This is a genomic window from Antarctobacter jejuensis, assembly GCF_052266595.1.
Lineage (GTDB): Bacteria > Pseudomonadota > Alphaproteobacteria > Rhodobacterales > Rhodobacteraceae > Antarctobacter > Antarctobacter jejuensis.
On sequence record NZ_JBQQXJ010000004.1, the window covers coordinates 127,020 to 143,302 of the forward strand.

At 67.5% G+C, this 16,283-nt stretch carries 16 protein-coding genes; 8 read left to right on the forward strand and 8 right to left on the reverse strand.

Going from position 1 to position 16,283, the window contains the following annotated elements:
- Nucleotides 1–98: 98 nt before the first annotated feature.
- From queG to ACTXGA_RS07555, 8 genes are all read right to left on the reverse strand, one after another.
- Complete coding sequence (gene queG, locus ACTXGA_RS07520; RefSeq protein WP_443392529.1) at nucleotides 99–1,145, reverse strand: tRNA epoxyqueuosine(34) reductase QueG; 1,047 nt, start codon at nucleotides 1,143–1,145, stop codon at nucleotides 99–101.
- Nucleotides 1,146–1,251: 106 nt separating this feature from the next.
- Nucleotides 1,252–1,917 (reverse strand): FtsZ-binding protein FzlA, encoded by a 666-nt coding sequence (gene fzlA, locus ACTXGA_RS07525; RefSeq protein WP_443392530.1) that lies wholly within the window; start codon nucleotides 1,915–1,917, stop codon nucleotides 1,252–1,254.
- A 395-nt stretch (nucleotides 1,918–2,312) separates the two neighbouring features.
- Nucleotides 2,313–5,348: an FG-GAP-like repeat-containing protein gene (locus tag ACTXGA_RS07530; protein ID WP_443392531.1), complete on the reverse strand. Its 3,036-nt coding sequence runs from the start codon at nucleotides 5,346–5,348 to the stop codon at nucleotides 2,313–2,315.
- Between the two features lie 205 nt (nucleotides 5,349–5,553).
- Nucleotides 5,554–6,702, reverse strand: coding sequence for a hypothetical protein (locus ACTXGA_RS07535; protein ID WP_443392532.1), 1,149 nt, complete (start codon nucleotides 6,700–6,702; stop codon nucleotides 5,554–5,556).
- 55 nt (nucleotides 6,703–6,757) lie between these two features.
- The gene (locus tag ACTXGA_RS07540; protein WP_443392533.1) at nucleotides 6,758–7,183 is read right to left on the reverse strand and encodes a hypothetical protein; all 426 of its coding nucleotides are present in this window, start codon (nucleotides 7,181–7,183) and stop codon (nucleotides 6,758–6,760) included.
- 104 nt (nucleotides 7,184–7,287) lie between these two features.
- Nucleotides 7,288–8,487, reverse strand: a complete 1,200-nt coding sequence (locus tag ACTXGA_RS07545; protein WP_443392534.1) for an SEL1-like repeat protein — start codon at nucleotides 8,485–8,487, stop codon at nucleotides 7,288–7,290.
- A gap of 2 nt (nucleotides 8,488–8,489) precedes the next feature.
- A complete protein-coding gene (locus tag ACTXGA_RS07550) occupies nucleotides 8,490–10,058 on the reverse strand; it encodes an SEL1-like repeat protein (protein WP_443392535.1) in 1,569 nt (522 codons plus the stop codon).
- Between the two features lie 84 nt (nucleotides 10,059–10,142).
- Nucleotides 10,143–10,832 carry a prepilin peptidase gene (locus tag ACTXGA_RS07555; RefSeq protein ID WP_443392536.1) on the reverse strand — a complete coding sequence of 230 codons (690 nt, stop codon included), beginning with the start codon at nucleotides 10,830–10,832 and terminating at the stop codon, nucleotides 10,143–10,145.
- A 149-nt stretch (nucleotides 10,833–10,981) separates the two neighbouring features.
- Here ACTXGA_RS07555 and gspG point away from each other — a divergent pair, with 149 nt between their 5' ends.
- The 8 genes from gspG to ACTXGA_RS07595 are packed head-to-tail and all read left to right on the forward strand — an operon-like array spanning nucleotide 10,982 to nucleotide 16,152.
- Complete coding sequence (gene gspG, locus ACTXGA_RS07560; RefSeq protein WP_443392537.1) at nucleotides 10,982–11,437, forward strand: type II secretion system major pseudopilin GspG; 456 nt, start codon at nucleotides 10,982–10,984, stop codon at nucleotides 11,435–11,437.
- Nucleotides 11,422–11,880 (forward strand): prepilin-type N-terminal cleavage/methylation domain-containing protein, encoded by a 459-nt coding sequence (locus ACTXGA_RS07565; protein WP_443392538.1) that lies wholly within the window; start codon nucleotides 11,422–11,424, stop codon nucleotides 11,878–11,880. The genes gspG and ACTXGA_RS07565 overlap by 16 nt, the downstream gene beginning before the upstream one ends.
- Entirely contained in the window at nucleotides 11,865–12,230 is a 366-nt protein-coding gene (locus tag ACTXGA_RS07570; RefSeq protein ID WP_443392539.1) for a type IV pilus modification PilV family protein, read from the forward strand. Before ACTXGA_RS07565 ends, ACTXGA_RS07570 begins: the two co-directional genes overlap by 16 nt.
- Nucleotides 12,227–12,877: a type II secretion system protein GspJ gene (locus ACTXGA_RS07575; RefSeq protein ID WP_443392540.1), complete on the forward strand. Its 651-nt coding sequence runs from the start codon at nucleotides 12,227–12,229 to the stop codon at nucleotides 12,875–12,877. The genes ACTXGA_RS07570 and ACTXGA_RS07575 overlap by 4 nt, the downstream gene beginning before the upstream one ends.
- Nucleotides 12,874–13,758, forward strand: a complete 885-nt coding sequence (gspK, locus tag ACTXGA_RS07580; RefSeq protein ID WP_443392541.1) for a type II secretion system minor pseudopilin GspK — start codon at nucleotides 12,874–12,876, stop codon at nucleotides 13,756–13,758. The genes ACTXGA_RS07575 and gspK overlap by 4 nt, the downstream gene beginning before the upstream one ends.
- The gene (locus tag ACTXGA_RS07585; protein ID WP_443392542.1) at nucleotides 13,751–14,935 is read left to right on the forward strand and encodes a type II secretion system protein L; all 1,185 of its coding nucleotides are present in this window, start codon (nucleotides 13,751–13,753) and stop codon (nucleotides 14,933–14,935) included. Before gspK ends, ACTXGA_RS07585 begins: the two co-directional genes overlap by 8 nt.
- Nucleotides 14,932–15,420, forward strand: a complete 489-nt coding sequence (locus ACTXGA_RS07590) for a type II secretion system protein M (protein WP_443392543.1) — start codon at nucleotides 14,932–14,934, stop codon at nucleotides 15,418–15,420. The genes ACTXGA_RS07585 and ACTXGA_RS07590 overlap by 4 nt, the downstream gene beginning before the upstream one ends.
- Before the next feature lie 60 nt (nucleotides 15,421–15,480).
- Complete coding sequence (locus ACTXGA_RS07595) at nucleotides 15,481–16,152, forward strand: HAD family hydrolase (RefSeq protein WP_443392544.1); 672 nt, start codon at nucleotides 15,481–15,483, stop codon at nucleotides 16,150–16,152.
- Nucleotides 16,153–16,283 lie beyond the last annotated feature (131 nt).

Consider the following 16,283-nt stretch of genomic DNA (forward strand, 5'->3'; position numbering starts at 1 on the left):
ATGTAAATACCGAGTGACAACGATTTTCTCCCAAGAAAACACCTGTTGCTCCGGGCGCTGAGATGGCAGCTCAGCGTCCGTCTTGCTCCCCCTCCGGATCAGATCGACAACAGGCGATCCACGGCCCAGCGCGCCGCATCGCGCACCGCGTCATCCGCATCCTCGACCAGCGCCTGAACCGCAGGAAGCAGTGCGGCATCGCCGGAGTTTCCGATGGCATAACAGGTGTTGCGCACGAAACGGTCCCGCCCGATCCGCTTGATCGGAGAACCGGAAAACCGCGCCCGGAACGCGGCATAGTCCAGCGCCGCCAGTTCCGCCAGCGGCGGCGCGATCAGGTCGGGCCGCGCGTGGTATTTAACCTCTTCGGCCCGCCGTGCAAATTTGTTCCACGGGCAGACAGCCAGACAGTCGTCACAGCCATAGATCCGGTTGCCCAGCGCCGGTCGCAGCGCCGCGTCCACCGGGCCCTTGTGCTCGATGGTCAGGTAGGAAATGCAGCGCCGCGCATCCAGCTGGTAGGGGGCCGGAAAGGCATCCGTCGGGCAGATGCCCAGACAGGCCCGGCAGGATCCGCAATGGTCCCGCTCCGCGCCGTCCACCGGCAAATCCAGCGTGGTAAAGATGCAGCCAAGAAACAGCCAGGACCCAAGATCGCGGCTGACAAGATTGGTGTGCTTGCCCTGCCATCCCAGTCCCGCCGCCTGCGCCAGCGCTTTTTCCGGCACCGGGGCAGTATCCACAAAGACCTTCACCTCGGCAGGTGGCTCGGACCCGGCCTCAGCGATCAGCCAGCGCGCCAGCCGCTTCAGGCGCTTCTTGACCACGTCGTGATAGTCCCGGTTCTGCGCATAGACGCTGATCGCGGCCCGGTCGCGCCGGGACAGCACCTCCAGCGGATCATGCGCAGGCCCGTAATTCTCGGCCAGCATGATGACAGAGCGCGCCTCGGGCCAGAGCACATCCGGCGCGCCGCGCCAGTGCACCCGATCCGCCAGCCAGCCCATCTGCCCGTGATGGCCGCGCGCCAGAAACATCTTCAGACGCTCCATGACCTCGGGCACGTCGCCGGGACGACAGATCCGCGCCGCGGCAAAGCCGACCTCCGCCGCCTCCCGTTTCAAGCGCTCCGTCAGTTTTTGCACGGCATGGCCCCTGCTTCTTTGGGTTCGAAATACCTCAGGGGGAGTCCGCCAAGGGCGGACGGGGGGCAGCGTCCCCCATGGTCTTGCGCCGCAAGACCGGCACCGCTCAGAAATCCAGGTCCGCGTAATGCGCCGGCGGCGGGAATCCCGGTACCTGATCGGCGAGGATCGACCGGAAGGCCGGCCGCGACTTGATCTTGGCGTACCAGTCCTTGACCACGCTCGACCGGTTCCAGTCCACGTCCGAGATATAGTCGAGCGAGGACAGATGCGCGGCGGCGGCGAAATCGGCCAGCGTCATGTTGTCCCCGGCCAGCCAGCGACGGTGGTCCAGCAGCCAGGCCATGTAGTCGAGATGATACTTGACCGCCCGCGCCCCGGCCTTGACGTTGCCGCTGTCGGGAAAGCCCGCCTTCATGACCTTCTTGTTGACCCGCTCGTACAGCAGTTTCGAGGTCACCTCGTTGTGGAACTTGTCATCGAACCAGCCCACAAGGCGACGGACCTCATAGCGGGCATCCGCGCCGCGCGGCATCAGCGAGGGTTCGGGGTACTTGTCCTCGATCCATTCGCAGATGGCGGCGCTTTCGGCCATGGTCTTGCCGTCGATGCGCAGCACGGGAACCTTGGCGGCGGGGTTGCGGCGGATGAAATCCGGATCCTTTTCCCAATAGCGCTCCTCGATCAACTCGCATTCGATCTTTTTCTCAGCGAGGCTGAGGCGGACCTTGCGGCAAAAGGGGGAGAGAGGGACGTGGTAGAGTTTTGCCATGATCTGACCGATGCTGCGGGACTGTCCCTCTACTTGCCGCGAAAGCAGGCCGGGTTCAACGGGCTTGACGCGTGCCGGGACAAACACGGCAGGTGTTTGCGTGTTCCGGCGGCGGGCCGGGGACGGCGCTGTTCCCGGCCTCTGGCCGGAAAGGCGCCCCGCCCACCGTCCCGCAGGCGCCTGCGGCGTTGCAGGCTTCAAGGCTCACCAGTGAACAGACACGGGCCTGTTCTCCGAACCCGCCTCTCGCCGATTGATGCCTGAGGCACAGCCCGGGAGGATGCAAGGGCAAGCCGCGCTTTCGCGCGGGGCTGCGCCCCCTTGCATCCTCCCCGGCCGCACCTCTTTCCGGCATCAGCGAGAGGCGGCTCCGGCGAACAGACCCTTTGCGGCGCTCAGTCCGGCGCGCGGCGGATGCGGTAGTGGGTATCGGTGGCGAACTGGCCTTCGATCACGGTCTCGCTGCCATCGGCCCAGCGGATCATGAGGCGTTCTGCCATTTCGGCCCCGCCGAGCCCGAAATGGGCCGCAGGGGCGTCGAAAGACATGAAACCGCCGCCCAACTGAAGTTCCGTGGACCGGGTCACACCCTGCGTATCGGTCACCGAGACCAGAGCGCCGATCCCGTCGCGGTTCCCGGCGAGGTCCTTGAAGGTGACCGTCAGCGCATGGCCTTTTTGTGCGTTGTTGCGGAAGACGGCCAGCGGCCCGTTCACCGGGTAGGTCACGAGATCCAGATCACCATCGCCATCCATGTCGAACTGCGTGGCGGCGGCGGTCATCAGATAGTCCTCGAGACCGAATTCTCCCGATGCCTCGACGAACCCGGTTCCTGTATTGCGGAAGTAGAGGTTGGAGGGGCTGACTTCGTTCGGGACCCAGGTGCCGTTGACGATGTAGACGTCTTTCCAGCCGTCCTGATCGAAGTCGGCGATCTTGGTGTCCCAGCTCCAGCCGCCCACGGCCAGGCCCCAATCCTCGGCCACGTCCGTGTAACCGCCCGTCGCGGGGGCCAGAAGGACGTTCGACCGTTTGATCTGGGGCAAGGCGGCGTCGGCCTCTTTGGTGGTGATCGGGCGCGAGGGGCGGAAATGCACCTGGCAATAGGCGCGCGCCTTGTTTTGCGCCTGCGGGATCAGGTCACAGATGCCGGGGTCCTTGCGCTGAATGGCAAGGTCCTTGATCAGCATCGCCTTGCATTCGGCCTGAGCGCGGCCCGACAGGTCCTGACAGCGGCCCGCATAGGTCGGATCAAAGCTGTTGCCGGATTTGTACCAGCGTTTGATCGCCATGTTGTCCGCGCAGGTGCGGCGCAGGTCGTCGCGCGTGATCGCGTCGCAGTAGCGGTCCAAGGGCTGCATCTTGAGGATATCCGACACCCCCGACGACCGGCCCGCGATCTGCGCAAGGTATAGCTGGGTGGTGCCGTCGTTCCTGAGGTCGGCGGTCTTGACAGCCATGGTGGTGGTGGTCGTATGCGGGATCAGCCCGTCCTGATGGGTGATCGCGCGAAAGCCGCCCGCGCCGTCGCCCATGTAGTAGAAATCCGGCACCTCGAAATCATTGCCCACCAGCAGGTCCGCCTTGCCGTCGCGGTCGAGGTCGGAGAACAGGATCGACAGGGTTTCACCGGGAATACCGGGCAGGTCGGTGTAGGTTTCACCGGTCAGCCCGCCGTCGTTCCACAGGATACGGTTGCGCGATTCCTCGCCCGGGATGCGCCGGTACCAGCCCGACGCCCAGTTCCCCAGCGCCACGTCCAGATCGCCGTCCCGGTCCGGGTCGCCGAAGGTCAGCGCCATACTCAGCATCGCGCCATCGACATTGGCCAGGCGTTGCGGCGGGGCAAAGCCCTGTGCCCCGCCCTTCAACACAAAATTTCCGCGCTGGTAGGTGGCGACGAAGAGATCGCGCGCGCCGTCATTGTCCAGATCCACGATCACCGCGTTGAAGACCGGCGCACCGGCCAACTCGCCCAGATCGACCTCCTGCAACGTGAACCGTCCTGTCCCGTCGTTCAGGAACAGCCGCAGCCCCACCTCTGTTGAGGCGACGACAAGATCCATGTCGCCATCCCCGTCGATATCGCCCGACGACAGGCTGCGCCCCTCCCAGAACGGCGGCCACATGTCCGCCATGCCGAATTCCACCGGCTGGTCCAGCCCGATTTCCCAGCCCTCCAGCCGGGTGAACGGCGCCTCTCCGGCGGGAGAGCGCGGCGCAAAGGCGCGCGGCTCGACGATGATGCGGGCGGCATCGGGGCTGGTCACGGTCCAGGGGTCGGCCTCTGCCGCCTCTGCGGCCCACATCAGGCGCGGTGTTGCGGCCTCTCCGGTCAGCATCCGCAGGGCGCGGTCGGTTTGCCAATCGTGGTAATACTGCGCGCCCGCCCCGGCGAGGATCCCCAGCCCGGTCACGCTGGCTGCCAACAACAGCCCGGCCCGCATCCCCACGGATTGCACCACGATAAAGAACGAGTAGACCGAAAAACTGCCCAGCGTGAACAACAGGACCATGACGTAGCCATGGCTCAACCCCAGCGACAGCAGCGCCCCCGTCACCACCACGTCAAAGGCAATCGGCACCGGCAGGAACACCCCGACCAGTCCGATCAACACCAGCGCGATCAGGCTGAAGGACAGGCCGGTGATCAGATCCTGCGGCAACAGCGTCGCCACCACCGCCCCCAAGGCCCCCGCCAGCAGCATCAGCGGCACGGTCATCTTCAGGATGAACCACAGGTTCTGCGCATAGCTCACCGCCACGTCGCGGAGCGCCAGATGCACCCCCGGACGCGGGGCAGGGGGCAGGGGGCAGACCGCCTCTGGCGCTTCGACCTCGGGCAGGGTGCGGCAGATCAGCGGCACGATCACTAGGATGATCAGCAGGCTGAGCGCGATCTTCGTCACCGCCATGTAGAACGGCAGCAGGCTGAAAAGCATGGTCAGCACCACCACGTTCAGCGTCGGAGAGGCGATCATTGCAGACAGCGTTGTCTCCGCCCGCAAGCCGCCGGAATACATGCCCCGTGCAATCGGCGCGGCGCAGTTCACGCAGACGCCCAGCGGCGTGCCGATGGCCAGCCCCAGCACCGAATTGGCAAACCCGCCCCGGAAACTCTTGCGCCGCATATAGGGCGCGGCGGTCAGAAAGGCGGCGGCAAATAGCACGCCAAAGGTCATGCCCTTCTTGTTGGTGCTGATCCAATTCAGCGTGGTCCAGAACATCCGCTGCCAGATGGTCATGTCCTCGGTCAGCGGGAACTTGGCCTCGAACCCCAGCGGATCTTCCAGCTGGATCGCGCCGGACATCATCGCCTTTTCATCCAGCGCCGGATAGCGCGATCCCGTCCAGAAAAGATAGGCCAGAATGACAACGATACCCGCGGCAAGTGCGAAGCGAAGCCAGTCGGTTCTGAGGCTGCTGTCCAAGGGGAAGGTCCTTCAAATCATGCGCGCGGTGTCAGTATGCCCAAGCCCGGTTGGCGAACACAAGCGAGGCGGTAAACCCCGGATCGGACCGCATCGCCAATCGAAAAACGCGCCACCCCGTCGGGTGGCGCGTGGCTTTGGTAGTCACGAAACTGGGGGCCCTGTGCCGGCGCCGCACATCAGGCGCGGCACCGAGGGAAGAGCCTTAGTCCTGGGTCTGGAGACGCTCTTCCAGTACAGCGATACGATCGTTCAGCTGCGAGATGTAGATATGGGCGTGCTCAAGCTCGTTCAACATGCCCAGCACCTTTTGCGTCAGGTCGTACTGGCCGCTTTCGGCGGTCGGACCGACGTTGGGCAGATAGCCAAGATCGTACATCATCGCGGCCCGGTCGGCGATCGCCGGGATATGATAATCCGGCTCGAAAACGGCGTCGCAGGGGGTCGCACAACTGCCCGACGTCGTGATCGTGCCAAGCAGGGTCAGGTTGCCATTGCTTCTGAGCAGGAACTCGGATGCCCCGCCATTGGCATTGATGGCCAGTGCGCTCAGGCCCTTGGCCGTCGCGAAATCCCAGATATCCGTGGAATCGGTGTTGTTCATGCGGAAAAGGACGTCGCCGTTGTTTTCCATGGACATCAGCGCGCGCAGGGCGGCCGTACCGTTGACCTCCTGGATCAGGAGCGCAGCCGAGGCGTCGGACCGGCGGATATGCAGCGGTTCCGTGGGTGCATTCGTTCCCAGACCGACATTGCCTGTGCTGTCCAGATACAGGGTGTTCTCGGGCGTGTTCGGCTCGATCCGGAACATCAGTTTGCTGCCGTTGGTCACGTCGCGAACAAAGAAGTTCGTCTCGTTCCCGGCCAGATCCCAGGTTTGCGGCGCAAAGCCGTCGCTGCCGTCCTGTTCCAGACGCAGGGTGGGCGTGTTGCCCTCGACCACGTGCAGGTCGACCACCGGATTGGCAGTCTTGATGCCCACGTCACCGTCTGCCTCGACATAGAGCGCATTGACCGGCGCGCCTGCTTCGACCCGAAAGGGGATGCGTCCCGCGGTCGAATCCTCGAACGCAAGATAGCTGGCACCGCCGTTCGAGGTGTCGTTGGCGACGATGCGCCAGTCATTTGTCGGAAAGCTGCCGCTGTTTGACGTATCCTGAAAGTGGATGCGCAGGTTGTTTTCCTTCAGGCGCAGGGTGTCAAAGCCAAAGCTTTCGCCGTTGACGCAGTCGTTGCCGACGCAAAGGCTGAAGGTGATGATGACGTCATCGAGGTGCTGAACATCCGCTGTCGCGGGGGCCGACGCAAAGGCCATGCAGGCGCCAAAGCCTGCCACCGCCAGTCCGCGGCTCATTTTAAGGTGTTTCTTCATTTTGGTCCCTCGCGCGCCTTCCTGAGAATGCTTCGTATCAGTTTTCTTCTTCGATCATCTCATCCGGCACCGTGATCACGCCACGGGACACGACAAACTGACCAGTCATGTAAAAGGATTCCGCCGCCATGTCCGACGCGTTGTCGCCCCGGCCATTGTTCTGCGGATTGATGATCTTCACCTGCTTGTCCGTCGCTGCCGACAGTTCATAGCGATAGACGCCGTCCGTGGCCGTTGCCCGGTCCAATTCGTAGACCGGGGTGCCGGAGGCGGCAAAGATCGTCTGCATTTCGCCGCTGGGGGCCACGACATCCAGTGTCGCGTTGCTCAACCCGATCCAGTTGATGAACCAGAAGGCGGACGAGTTGTACTGTTCGACAGGGTCGGCGGCAAAGGCCGCGCCGCTGCCGACCAACGTGGCGCAGACCGCGCCGAGAAAAGTGCTTTTGACGGACGAAAGCATGGGTGTTCTCATTCTACCTTTTGGCGACAGTACGTTGTGTAGCAGGATTGGGCAAACATTCGCCCCTAGTTTCCGATGCGTCAAGCTAATCGGTCGGATATCGATCAGTCCGTTGTGTCTTTCCCGTGCCAGTCCGCCCATTTCAATTCGGCCCGCCGCTGCGCCTCGTTCACCTGATCGGCGGTCATTCGGTTGGTCCACCGCGCGCTCAGCCCGGTTGCGGCGTCAAAACCGCTCGACCCAGCCAGCGCCAGCCACATCTGTCCCAGCACATAGTCCTGCGGGACACCCTGACCCCGGAAATACAGCACGCCGAGGTTCGCCATCGCCGGCCCGTGCCCGGCCTCTGCCGCGCGTCCAAGCAGGACCGCCGCCGTCACCCTGCCACGCGGATCCGCGTCCGGGGCCGACAGCATCAGCCAAGCCAGTTGGAACTCCGCCACCGGATCGCCGGCCTGCGCCGCCCGCGTCAGCAGCTTCAGCGCCTCCGGGTCACTGGCGGGCGGGGCAAGGCGGGGGTCATATATCGGCTGACCGTCGTCGGCATCCGCCGATGCGCCCTGACCGGCCTCGCGGTAGTAGAAGGACGCCAGTTCGTCATTCTGCGGCACGCCGAACCCGTTCTCATACAAGACGCCCAGATTGCCCAAGGCCTCTTTCAGACCCTGCGCCGCGGCCGCCTTGAACAATTGCGCCGCCTGTTCGTAATCCTGTGCCAGACCGTCCCCGCGCACGTAAAGCAGTCCAAGGTTGTTCTGCGCCCGGGCATGGCCCTTTTCCGCTGCGGCGCGATACAACTCCTCTGCCGCCTTGAAATCCTGCGCCACGCCGCGGCCGTCCTGCAACAAAACGCCAAGGCTGACCGCCGCGTCCAGATGGCCGGCGCCCGCCGCCTGCCGATACAGCTCTGCCGCGCGGGTCAGATCGGCGTCACCCGTGGCCTCGCTTTCCAGAACTAGCGCCAGATCGTAGAGATATTCGGGCTGGCCGTCCTCCGCCGCGCGCTCCAGCAGGGCAATGGCGCGCGGAATGTCCCGCGCAACCCCCAGCCCTGCGTGATGAAAACGGCCCAGCCGGTTCGCCGCATCCCGGTTGCCTGCCTCTGCCGCCCGGCCGTACCACGCCGCCGCGCGGGCAAAGTTCTGCACCACGCCGTCGCCCTCGGCATAGCGGCGCGCCAGATCCATCTGCGCCGCCAGATCGCCCTGTTCTGCGGCCGCCGTCAGCTGCGCCAAGGGCCCCACCTGCGCCGCCAGCGGCGCCGCGGCCAGCATCAGGATCAGCGCAAGACCCGGCAGCCGCATCCTCAGTTGCCCCCCAGCACCGGCGTGCGCAGGGCATCGGCCTCGAACCAGTCGCGCGCCGCCTCCTGTGCGGCCGCCAGTTGCTCGGGCGTCATCAGGTTGCCCAATACCTCGCGCCGCTCCGCCGCCTCGGGATGGCCCAGCGTTGCCGCCACGTTGTACCACTTGTGCGCCTCGACATACGCCGGCCCGTCGCCGTGATCGCCCCGCGTCAGCACCTCTGCCAGCGCGAATTGCGCCAGCCCGTCACCGCCCTCCGCCGCCGCCCGGATCAGCGTCAGCCCCTCTTCCGCGCGGTCGGGCGCGGCATCCAGCAGGAAGCGCCCCAGCGCCGACTGCGCGCGCCCATCGCCACCATCGGCCCGCGCCTGCAGCCAGTCCTCGGCCCCCTCACGCCCGGCCTTTGCCGCCGCCAGAACCCAGGGCACGGCCCTCTGCGGCGCGATATGCCCGTCCAGCTTGTCCGCGATGGCCAGCCGCGCCATTTCCAGCCGCGCCAGCCGCGCGTCATCGGTGTCCAGCGCGCGCAGGTACAGCGCCAGCGCCGCCTCGAAATCCGCCTCGACGCCCGCACCGTTCTCGACCAGCTGTCCCAGCGCCACCATCGCACGGCCCAGCCCCAGCTCGGACGCCCTGTTGTACCAGCGCGCGGCCTGCGCATAATCCTGTGCCGTCCCGGTGCCAGAGGCAAAGGCGAACCCAAGGTTCGTCATCGCGCCCGCATCCCCGGCCTCGGCGGCGCTGGTCAGCCAGCGAAACGCCTCCTGCGGGTCGGCGGCCACGCCGTCGCCCTGCAAATAGCGCGTGCCCAGCATCCGCTGCGCCAGCGGATGACCCAGTTCCGCCGCCCGCCGGAACCAGTCCAGCGCCTCGACCCGGTTGGTCACGCCGCTCTCCGGATCGTCCAGCAGCATGGCCAGTCGCAACTGCGCCTCCGGATCGCCCTCCGACGCCGCCGCCCGCATCCAGCGTTCGCCCTCGGCCACGTTGCGGACCTCCTGCGGACCGGACAGGAACCCCTGCGCCAGCGCCTTCTGCGCCTCCGTGTGTCTCTGTTCGGCGGCGGCCAGCAGCCAGTTGAACGCCGCCTGTCCGTCCTGTTCCACGCCTTCGCCCGCGCGGTAGAGCAGCCCCAGCAGATACTGGGCAGCGGCGTCGCCCCGCGTCGCCGCCTTGGTCAGCAGTTCCGCCGCCTTGGCCGCATCCCGCGCCGGGCCGTTCGGCACGTCGCTCAGGTAGATGCGCGCCAGCAATGTCGCCGCCTCGGCATGGTTTTGCGCCACCGCCTTGTCCAGCCAATCCACCGCGCCCGCCGGGTCCACCGGCCCGCCGCGCCCCTCGATCAGCACGCGGCCATAGCGGTACTGCGCCAGCGCATCGCCGGTTTCCTCGGCCAGCGCCTTCAGCCCGTTGCGCACGGTGACGAAATCATTGCGCGCCCAGGCCTGTTCGATCTCGGCCATGTCCGGCAGGGCAGGGGCCTCTGCCGTGGGCGCAGGCGCATCCTGCGCCACCACCATCGGGGGCAGGGCAAGGCAGCAAAGGGTCAGCGTCAGGCTCAGCTTGGTCATATCGGATCCGGTTTGCGTTCAGGGGGCCGGGGCGGCGCGGGGCGATCCTAACGATCCTGCCGCAATGTGCGAGCGGGAACTGCCCTACAGTAAGGTTTTCCCAAACAGCCACATCACGCCCCCCGCCGCCGCCAGCGCGGTGCCAAAAGGCAGGGCAAGGTCGCGGCGCAGTCCGCGCCCGGTGATCAGCGTCACGCCCAACGCGCCCACGGCGGCGATCAGCACCAGCAGGGGCAGGTCATGCGGCCCGGTCAGCGCGCCCAGGCCCGCCATCAGCTTGACGTCGCCAAGGCCCAGCCCCTCACGTCCGCGCAGCGCGCGATAGCCGATCCGCAGCACCAGAAAGACACCCGCGCCGATCAAGGCGCCCCCCAGCGCATAAAGAAAGACGCCATTGGCCAGTGCCGCGCCCAGACACAGCGCCGCCAGCGCGGCGGTCAGCGCATCGGGCAGCCGGAACCACAAGCGGTCAGAGACCCCCAGCGCCAGCAACAGCCACAGCACCGCCGCCGAACTGTAGACCTGCCAGACCTCTCCGCCCTGCAGCAGGGCCAGCCCCGCCAGCCCCGTCGCCGCGATCTCCATCAGCCATAGCCAACCGGGCAGCGCCGCGCCGCAATGGCGGCACCGTCCGCGCTGCAAAGGGTAGGAAATCAGCGGCAGCAAGTCTCTCGGGCCAAGGCGGGTGCCGCAGCTTCGGCAGCGGGACGGGGCGCTCACAACGTCCTCACCACGCGGCAGCCGATCCACAAGCACACCTAGAAATGATCCCATGGCCGGTGCAATCAGCAGGAGAAAAGGTCCGTATATCAGTGGGATAGCCTGTCCTCCGTTTGCGGCGCGCGCAGTCGGGCGGCGATTGTCTGCCCCGGGCTTCTTGGCTAAGGTCGCCCGCGAACGTCAAGAGGCCATGCAGGATAGAAATGACACAGGATCAGATGGCCACGCCGCGCCGCCCCGCCGACGCCGGGTTTTCCCTGCTCGAACTCATGGTTGTGGTGGTCATTCTGTCGATCCTCGCGCTGGTCATCGTGCCGCGTGTCATCGACCGCCCCGATCAGGCCCGCGCCGCCCGCGCGCAATCGGACATCGCGGCGATTCAGGCGGCGGTCAGCCTCTACCGGCTGGACAATTTCCGCTATCCCACCACCGATCAGGGTCTGCAGGCACTGGTGAGCAGGCCCGCGACCGATCCGGTGCCGGAAAACTGGGCCTCGGGCGGCTACATGGACCGGGTGCCGCAGGATCCGTGGGGCCGTCCCTATCAATACCTGCAACCGGGCGTGCACGGCGATTTCGACGTCTTCAGCTATGGGGCGGACGGCGTGCCGGGCGGCTCCGGGGCCGATGCGGACATCGGTTCGTGGACACAGAACTGACACCCCCATCCGACGCGGGGTTTTCCCTGCTCGAGGTCATGGTGTCCGTTGCCGTCCTTGCGGTGCTGGCCGTGGGGGTCGGCCTCTCGACCGGCGGCGGCCTCTCCGCCCCGGACCGGGACATGGACCGCTTTCGCCGCGCCTATGACCAGAACCTCGCCCTTGCCGTCATGGGCCGCGAACAGCGCGGCTTGACCGTCACCGCCACGGTCCTGTCGCTGTCCCGCCGTGGGCCGTCGGGCTGGGGCGATCCGGCCCGGCTTTATGACTGGCGCAGCCGCGCCTCCGTGGCCCTCATCGGCGCCAGGCCGCCCGGCAGCCCGGACATCATCCTCTATCCCGACGCCCGCAGCAGCGGGTTTTCCGTGGTCTTCAGCAAGGGCGACACCATCCGGCGCTGCGCGACCGATGGCTATGCGGAACTGACATGCGACGCAGACTAAAGCGCGCCACACGGGGCCTGACCCTGCTGGAACTGGTCGTCGCGGTGGCGATCCTTGCGCTGGGCACGCTGGCCACGCTGAACGCCACGGGACAGGCTCGTCACAGCCTTGGCGGGGCCACGCCGCGCCTGCTGGCGCAACTGGCCGCCGAAAACCACGCCGAGGCGCTGCGCCTGCCCGACGCGGGCCCGCCTCCCGGCGCCGTCACCCTTGGCCCCTACCGGTTCCGGATCGACACCCGCCGCCGCACCACCGCCGCCGGGCTGACCCGCGCCGATATCACCGTGCGCAGCACCGATGGTCCGGGCGCCTCGCTGGTGGTGATCCTGCCGCCACAGGTGCCGCGATGACCACGCGCGGCCTGTCGCTGATCGAACTGGTGGTCGCCATGGCGCTTTTTGCGCTGGTCGCCGTCATGGGCACCCAGACCCTGACCGGCACCATCCGCACCCGCGACGCCCTGACAGAGCGTGACAGCCGCGACCGCGACCTTGCACTGACGCTGGCGCTGCTGCGCTCCGATCTCGACCGGCTTGCGCCGATGCTGTTCCACGCCCCCGGCGGCCCGCCGCAATCCGCCCTCCACCACGACCCGACACAGGGGCGCGTGCACCTGTCGGTCACGGCCCTTCCCGGCGATCCCTCGGCAGAGCCGTTCCAGCGCGCCGAATGGCGGCTGGACCGCGCCACTGGCCGGCTGATGCGCCGCTCATGGCCCGCCACCTCGCCCGCCCGTGCCGATCAGCGCAGCGCCGAACGCCGCCTGATGACCGGCGTCGAGGCCCTGCGCCTGCGCAGCTTCTGGCCCGGTTTCGGCTGGGTCGAGGGCACCGGCATCGACCTGCGCCCGCCCGGCTCTGCCCCCGGGGCCACGGACGGCGACACCGCCTTTGCCCTGCTGGCCAACCAGTATTCGGACCTCCTGCCCCTTGCCATCGAAATCACCCTCACCGTCGAAGACCTTGGCGACATCCGCATCATGGAGGCCATGCAATGAGCGCTGAGCGCGGCTTTGTCCTTGTCAACGCGCTGGTGCTGGTGGGCGCGCTGGCCGCCGCCGCCGCCCTGCTGCTGGCGCGGGCAGAGATGAGCACCGCGCGCCAGGCGGCCTGGCAATCCGCCGCGCAGGCAGAGGCCTACCTGGACGCCTTCGACGCCCTTGCCGTCACCGTGCTGCAGGCCGATCCGGTGGGCGGGGCCGACCATCGGGGCGAACGCTGGGCGCAGCCCCTGCGCGCCGCCAGCCTCGACCGGGGAGAGGTCAGCGGCACCATCGCGGACCTGCAGGGCCGCTTCAACGTCAACTGGCTGGCGGTGCCGGACGACCTGCACGCGCAACAGGCGTTCCAGACTCTCTTGCGCGCCAATGGCCTGCCGGTCAGCCTTGGCCCCGCCATCAGCGGGTTCCTGTCCCCCGGCGGCCCCGCCGATGCCGACGGCTATACCACCATCCGCCCAAGGGGCGGGCCGGTGCTGGACCCCCGGCAATTGCGCGCCATTCCCGGCCTGACGGCGGATCAGTTTGCCCGCCTTGCGCCGCTGATCGCCGCCCTGCCCAGCGACACCACGCTGAACATCAACACCGCGCCCGCGAACCTGCTGTCGGCGTGGATCCCGAACCTCAGCCTGTCGCAGGCCCGGACCCTGACCGGACGCCGCAAATCCAGACCCTATCCATCCATAGACGCCTTCCTGCTGGATCTGCCGCCCGCCGCCGCGGCAGAGGTCGACGATGTGCGCCTGTCGATCGGCAGCGGCTGGTTCCTTGCCCGCGGCACGGCGGAACTGGACGGGCGGGTGCTGTCGCGCCGCACGGTTCTGGCGCGGCACCCGCTTCCCGTCGGGGTGCTGGTCGACTATCGTCTGCCCGATGACTGACCAAAGCCCCTTGCCAGAGGCACCGCCGCCCCCCGCGCCGGAACTGCCGACCACGCCCCTGACGGGCGGCAAACGGCTGCGCCGCCGTCACGTGGCGCTGGTGCCGGGGGAAACCGTGCCGATCCTGCCGCTGGACCTGCCGCCCGGTGTCCGGGGCGTCGCCCGCGAACGGGTCGCGCAACGCCAACTGACCGATCTGATGGGCGCGCAGGCCGACACCCTGCAAATGCGCCCCGTCGCCCTGAAGGGGCAGGAGGACCGCTGGGACCGGGTCATGGTGACAGAGGCCGGGCAACTGGCCACATGGCGCGGACAGGCCGCGCGGCGCTGTCAGGCGGTGCTGCCCGATTACCTTGCGCTGCCCGTTTCGGACAGGGGCTGGACCATCGCGCATGAGGACGGGCGCGTGCGGGTCCGCTTTGGCCGCTCCGATGGCGCCTCGACCACGGAACCCGCGCTTTGTCTGCAGGCCGCCCGCCTGCTGGAGACGGATCAGCGCCCCGATACTATCCTGCGTTTCGGCCCGCCGCTGCCCGCGTTCGAGGCGCAGATGGCAGAGGCCGGCATCCCCGTCACCGTCGACGCCAAGGCTGCCAAGGGGCTGACCGCCTTTGGCCACGGGGAACTGGCGTTGGACCTGCGCGCCGATCCGCAGGCCGCGCGCAGCCGGTTGCGCCGACAGGTTGGCGCATGGCGCTGGCCGGTTCTGATCGGTGCCGTGGCCGCCGGGCTTTGGGCCGCCGCGCAACTGACCGTGATCCGCGCCGCCGAACAGGAAACCGCCGCCATCACCGCCCGCACGCTGGAACAGGTGCGCGACAACTTCGTGCCCTCCGGCCCGATCCTCGACACGCGGGTGCAGGTCGCCCGCGCCCTTGCCGACAGCCGCGCCAACCTGCGCGCCGCCTCTGATACCCTCTCTCCGCTGGATCTCTTTGCCAGCGCCGCGCCGGTTATCGCCGCCGCCGGGGCCGCCCCGCAAAATGTGACATGGGAGCCCGCAACCGGCCTGCGTCTGGTGCTGATCCTGCCGGACTTCGCCGCCGTCGATGCACTGGTCGATGCGCTGGGGGCAGAGGCGCTGCGCGTCACCGTGAATGAGGCCCGCCTCTCCGAAACCGCCGGGGACGGCGTGCGCGCCGAACTGTCGGTGACATTGCCGGAGCAGGGCGGATGACCGGCTTCATGGTGGAACAGCTGCTGCGCCTCACGGGGCGCGAACGGGCGCTGCTGCTGCTCATGGCGCTTGTGCTGCTCGCCGGTCTGGCGGCGGGTCTTCTCTGGCCGCTCGCCGACCGCCGCGCGGCGGCAGAGGCCGCACTGGCAGAGGCGCGGGCGCTGGAAACATGGGTCGCCGCCCGCTCCGAAGAGGCCGCGCTTTTGCGCGCCGCCTCCGGCCCCGGTCCCGCAGCACCCATCGGTTTGGCGGCGGTGCAGCGCAGTCTGGCACAGGCCGGGCTCAGCGACAGCGTCGAAACCCTCTCTGCCTTTCGCGGCGACGGGATAGAGATGCGGCTGGAGGCGGTCAGCTTTGATCGCCTGATCGCATGGCTGACACAGGTGCAGCCGGTCTGGGGCTACGGGTTCGCCGGGTTTCGCATCGAAAAGGGGCCGGAACCGGGCCTTGTGAACGCCCGTTTCGAACTGATGCCAGAGGGCTAGCACCGCCGCGCCGGAGCTGCGATAGGTCGCGCGACCAGCGGGGACCAAGGGGCAGGCAAGATGGCAGAATTCGCAGCGGTGATGTTCGACATGGACGGGCTGCTTCTGGACACGGAACAGGTCTGTCTCGACGCCTTCCTAGACGCGCGCCGCACCTTTGGCCTGCCGGACGGGGTGGAATTCTTCATGAAATGCGTGGGCCTGCGTCAGGAAATGACACGTCCGATCATCCTCGACAGCCTGCAGGGGCAGGCGGATTACGATGCCTTTGCCGCCGAATGGGACCGCCGCATGACGGCCCGCCTGAACACAGGCATCCCCCTCCGGCCCGGGGCCGCCGACCTTTTGCGCCTGCTGCACGCGCGGGGGCTGCCCGTCGGCGTCGCCACTTCTACCCGGACAGACCGCGCCCGCCATCATCTGGACCGTGCCGGGCTGCTGCCGTTCCTGCGCCATGTGGTGGGCGGGGATCGCGTCGACCTGCCCAAGCCCGATCCGCAGCCCTATCACCGGCTGGCCGCGCTCCTTGGCGCCACGGCCTCCGCCTGTATCGCCTTCGAGGACAGTGAGACCGGCACCCGCGCGGCCATCGCCTCCGGTGCGGTCACGGTGCAGGTGCCCGACCTGATCGAACCCAGCGAGGCGCTGTGCGCGCTGGGCCACCTGATCGCGCCCAGCCTGCTGGACGGCGCGGTCGCGGCAGGCCTGATCACGGCCGCTGACATCGCCTGACTGTGCCGGATTTCTGGGGCTTGGGTCGCAGCCAAAAAGACCGCGTTCCTGAACAAAGCGTAAATTCGACGCTGTAACCTCTTGATTCTGCATTCCCCCTAAGCTGTCCACGCGTGGACACCTCTTCGGGA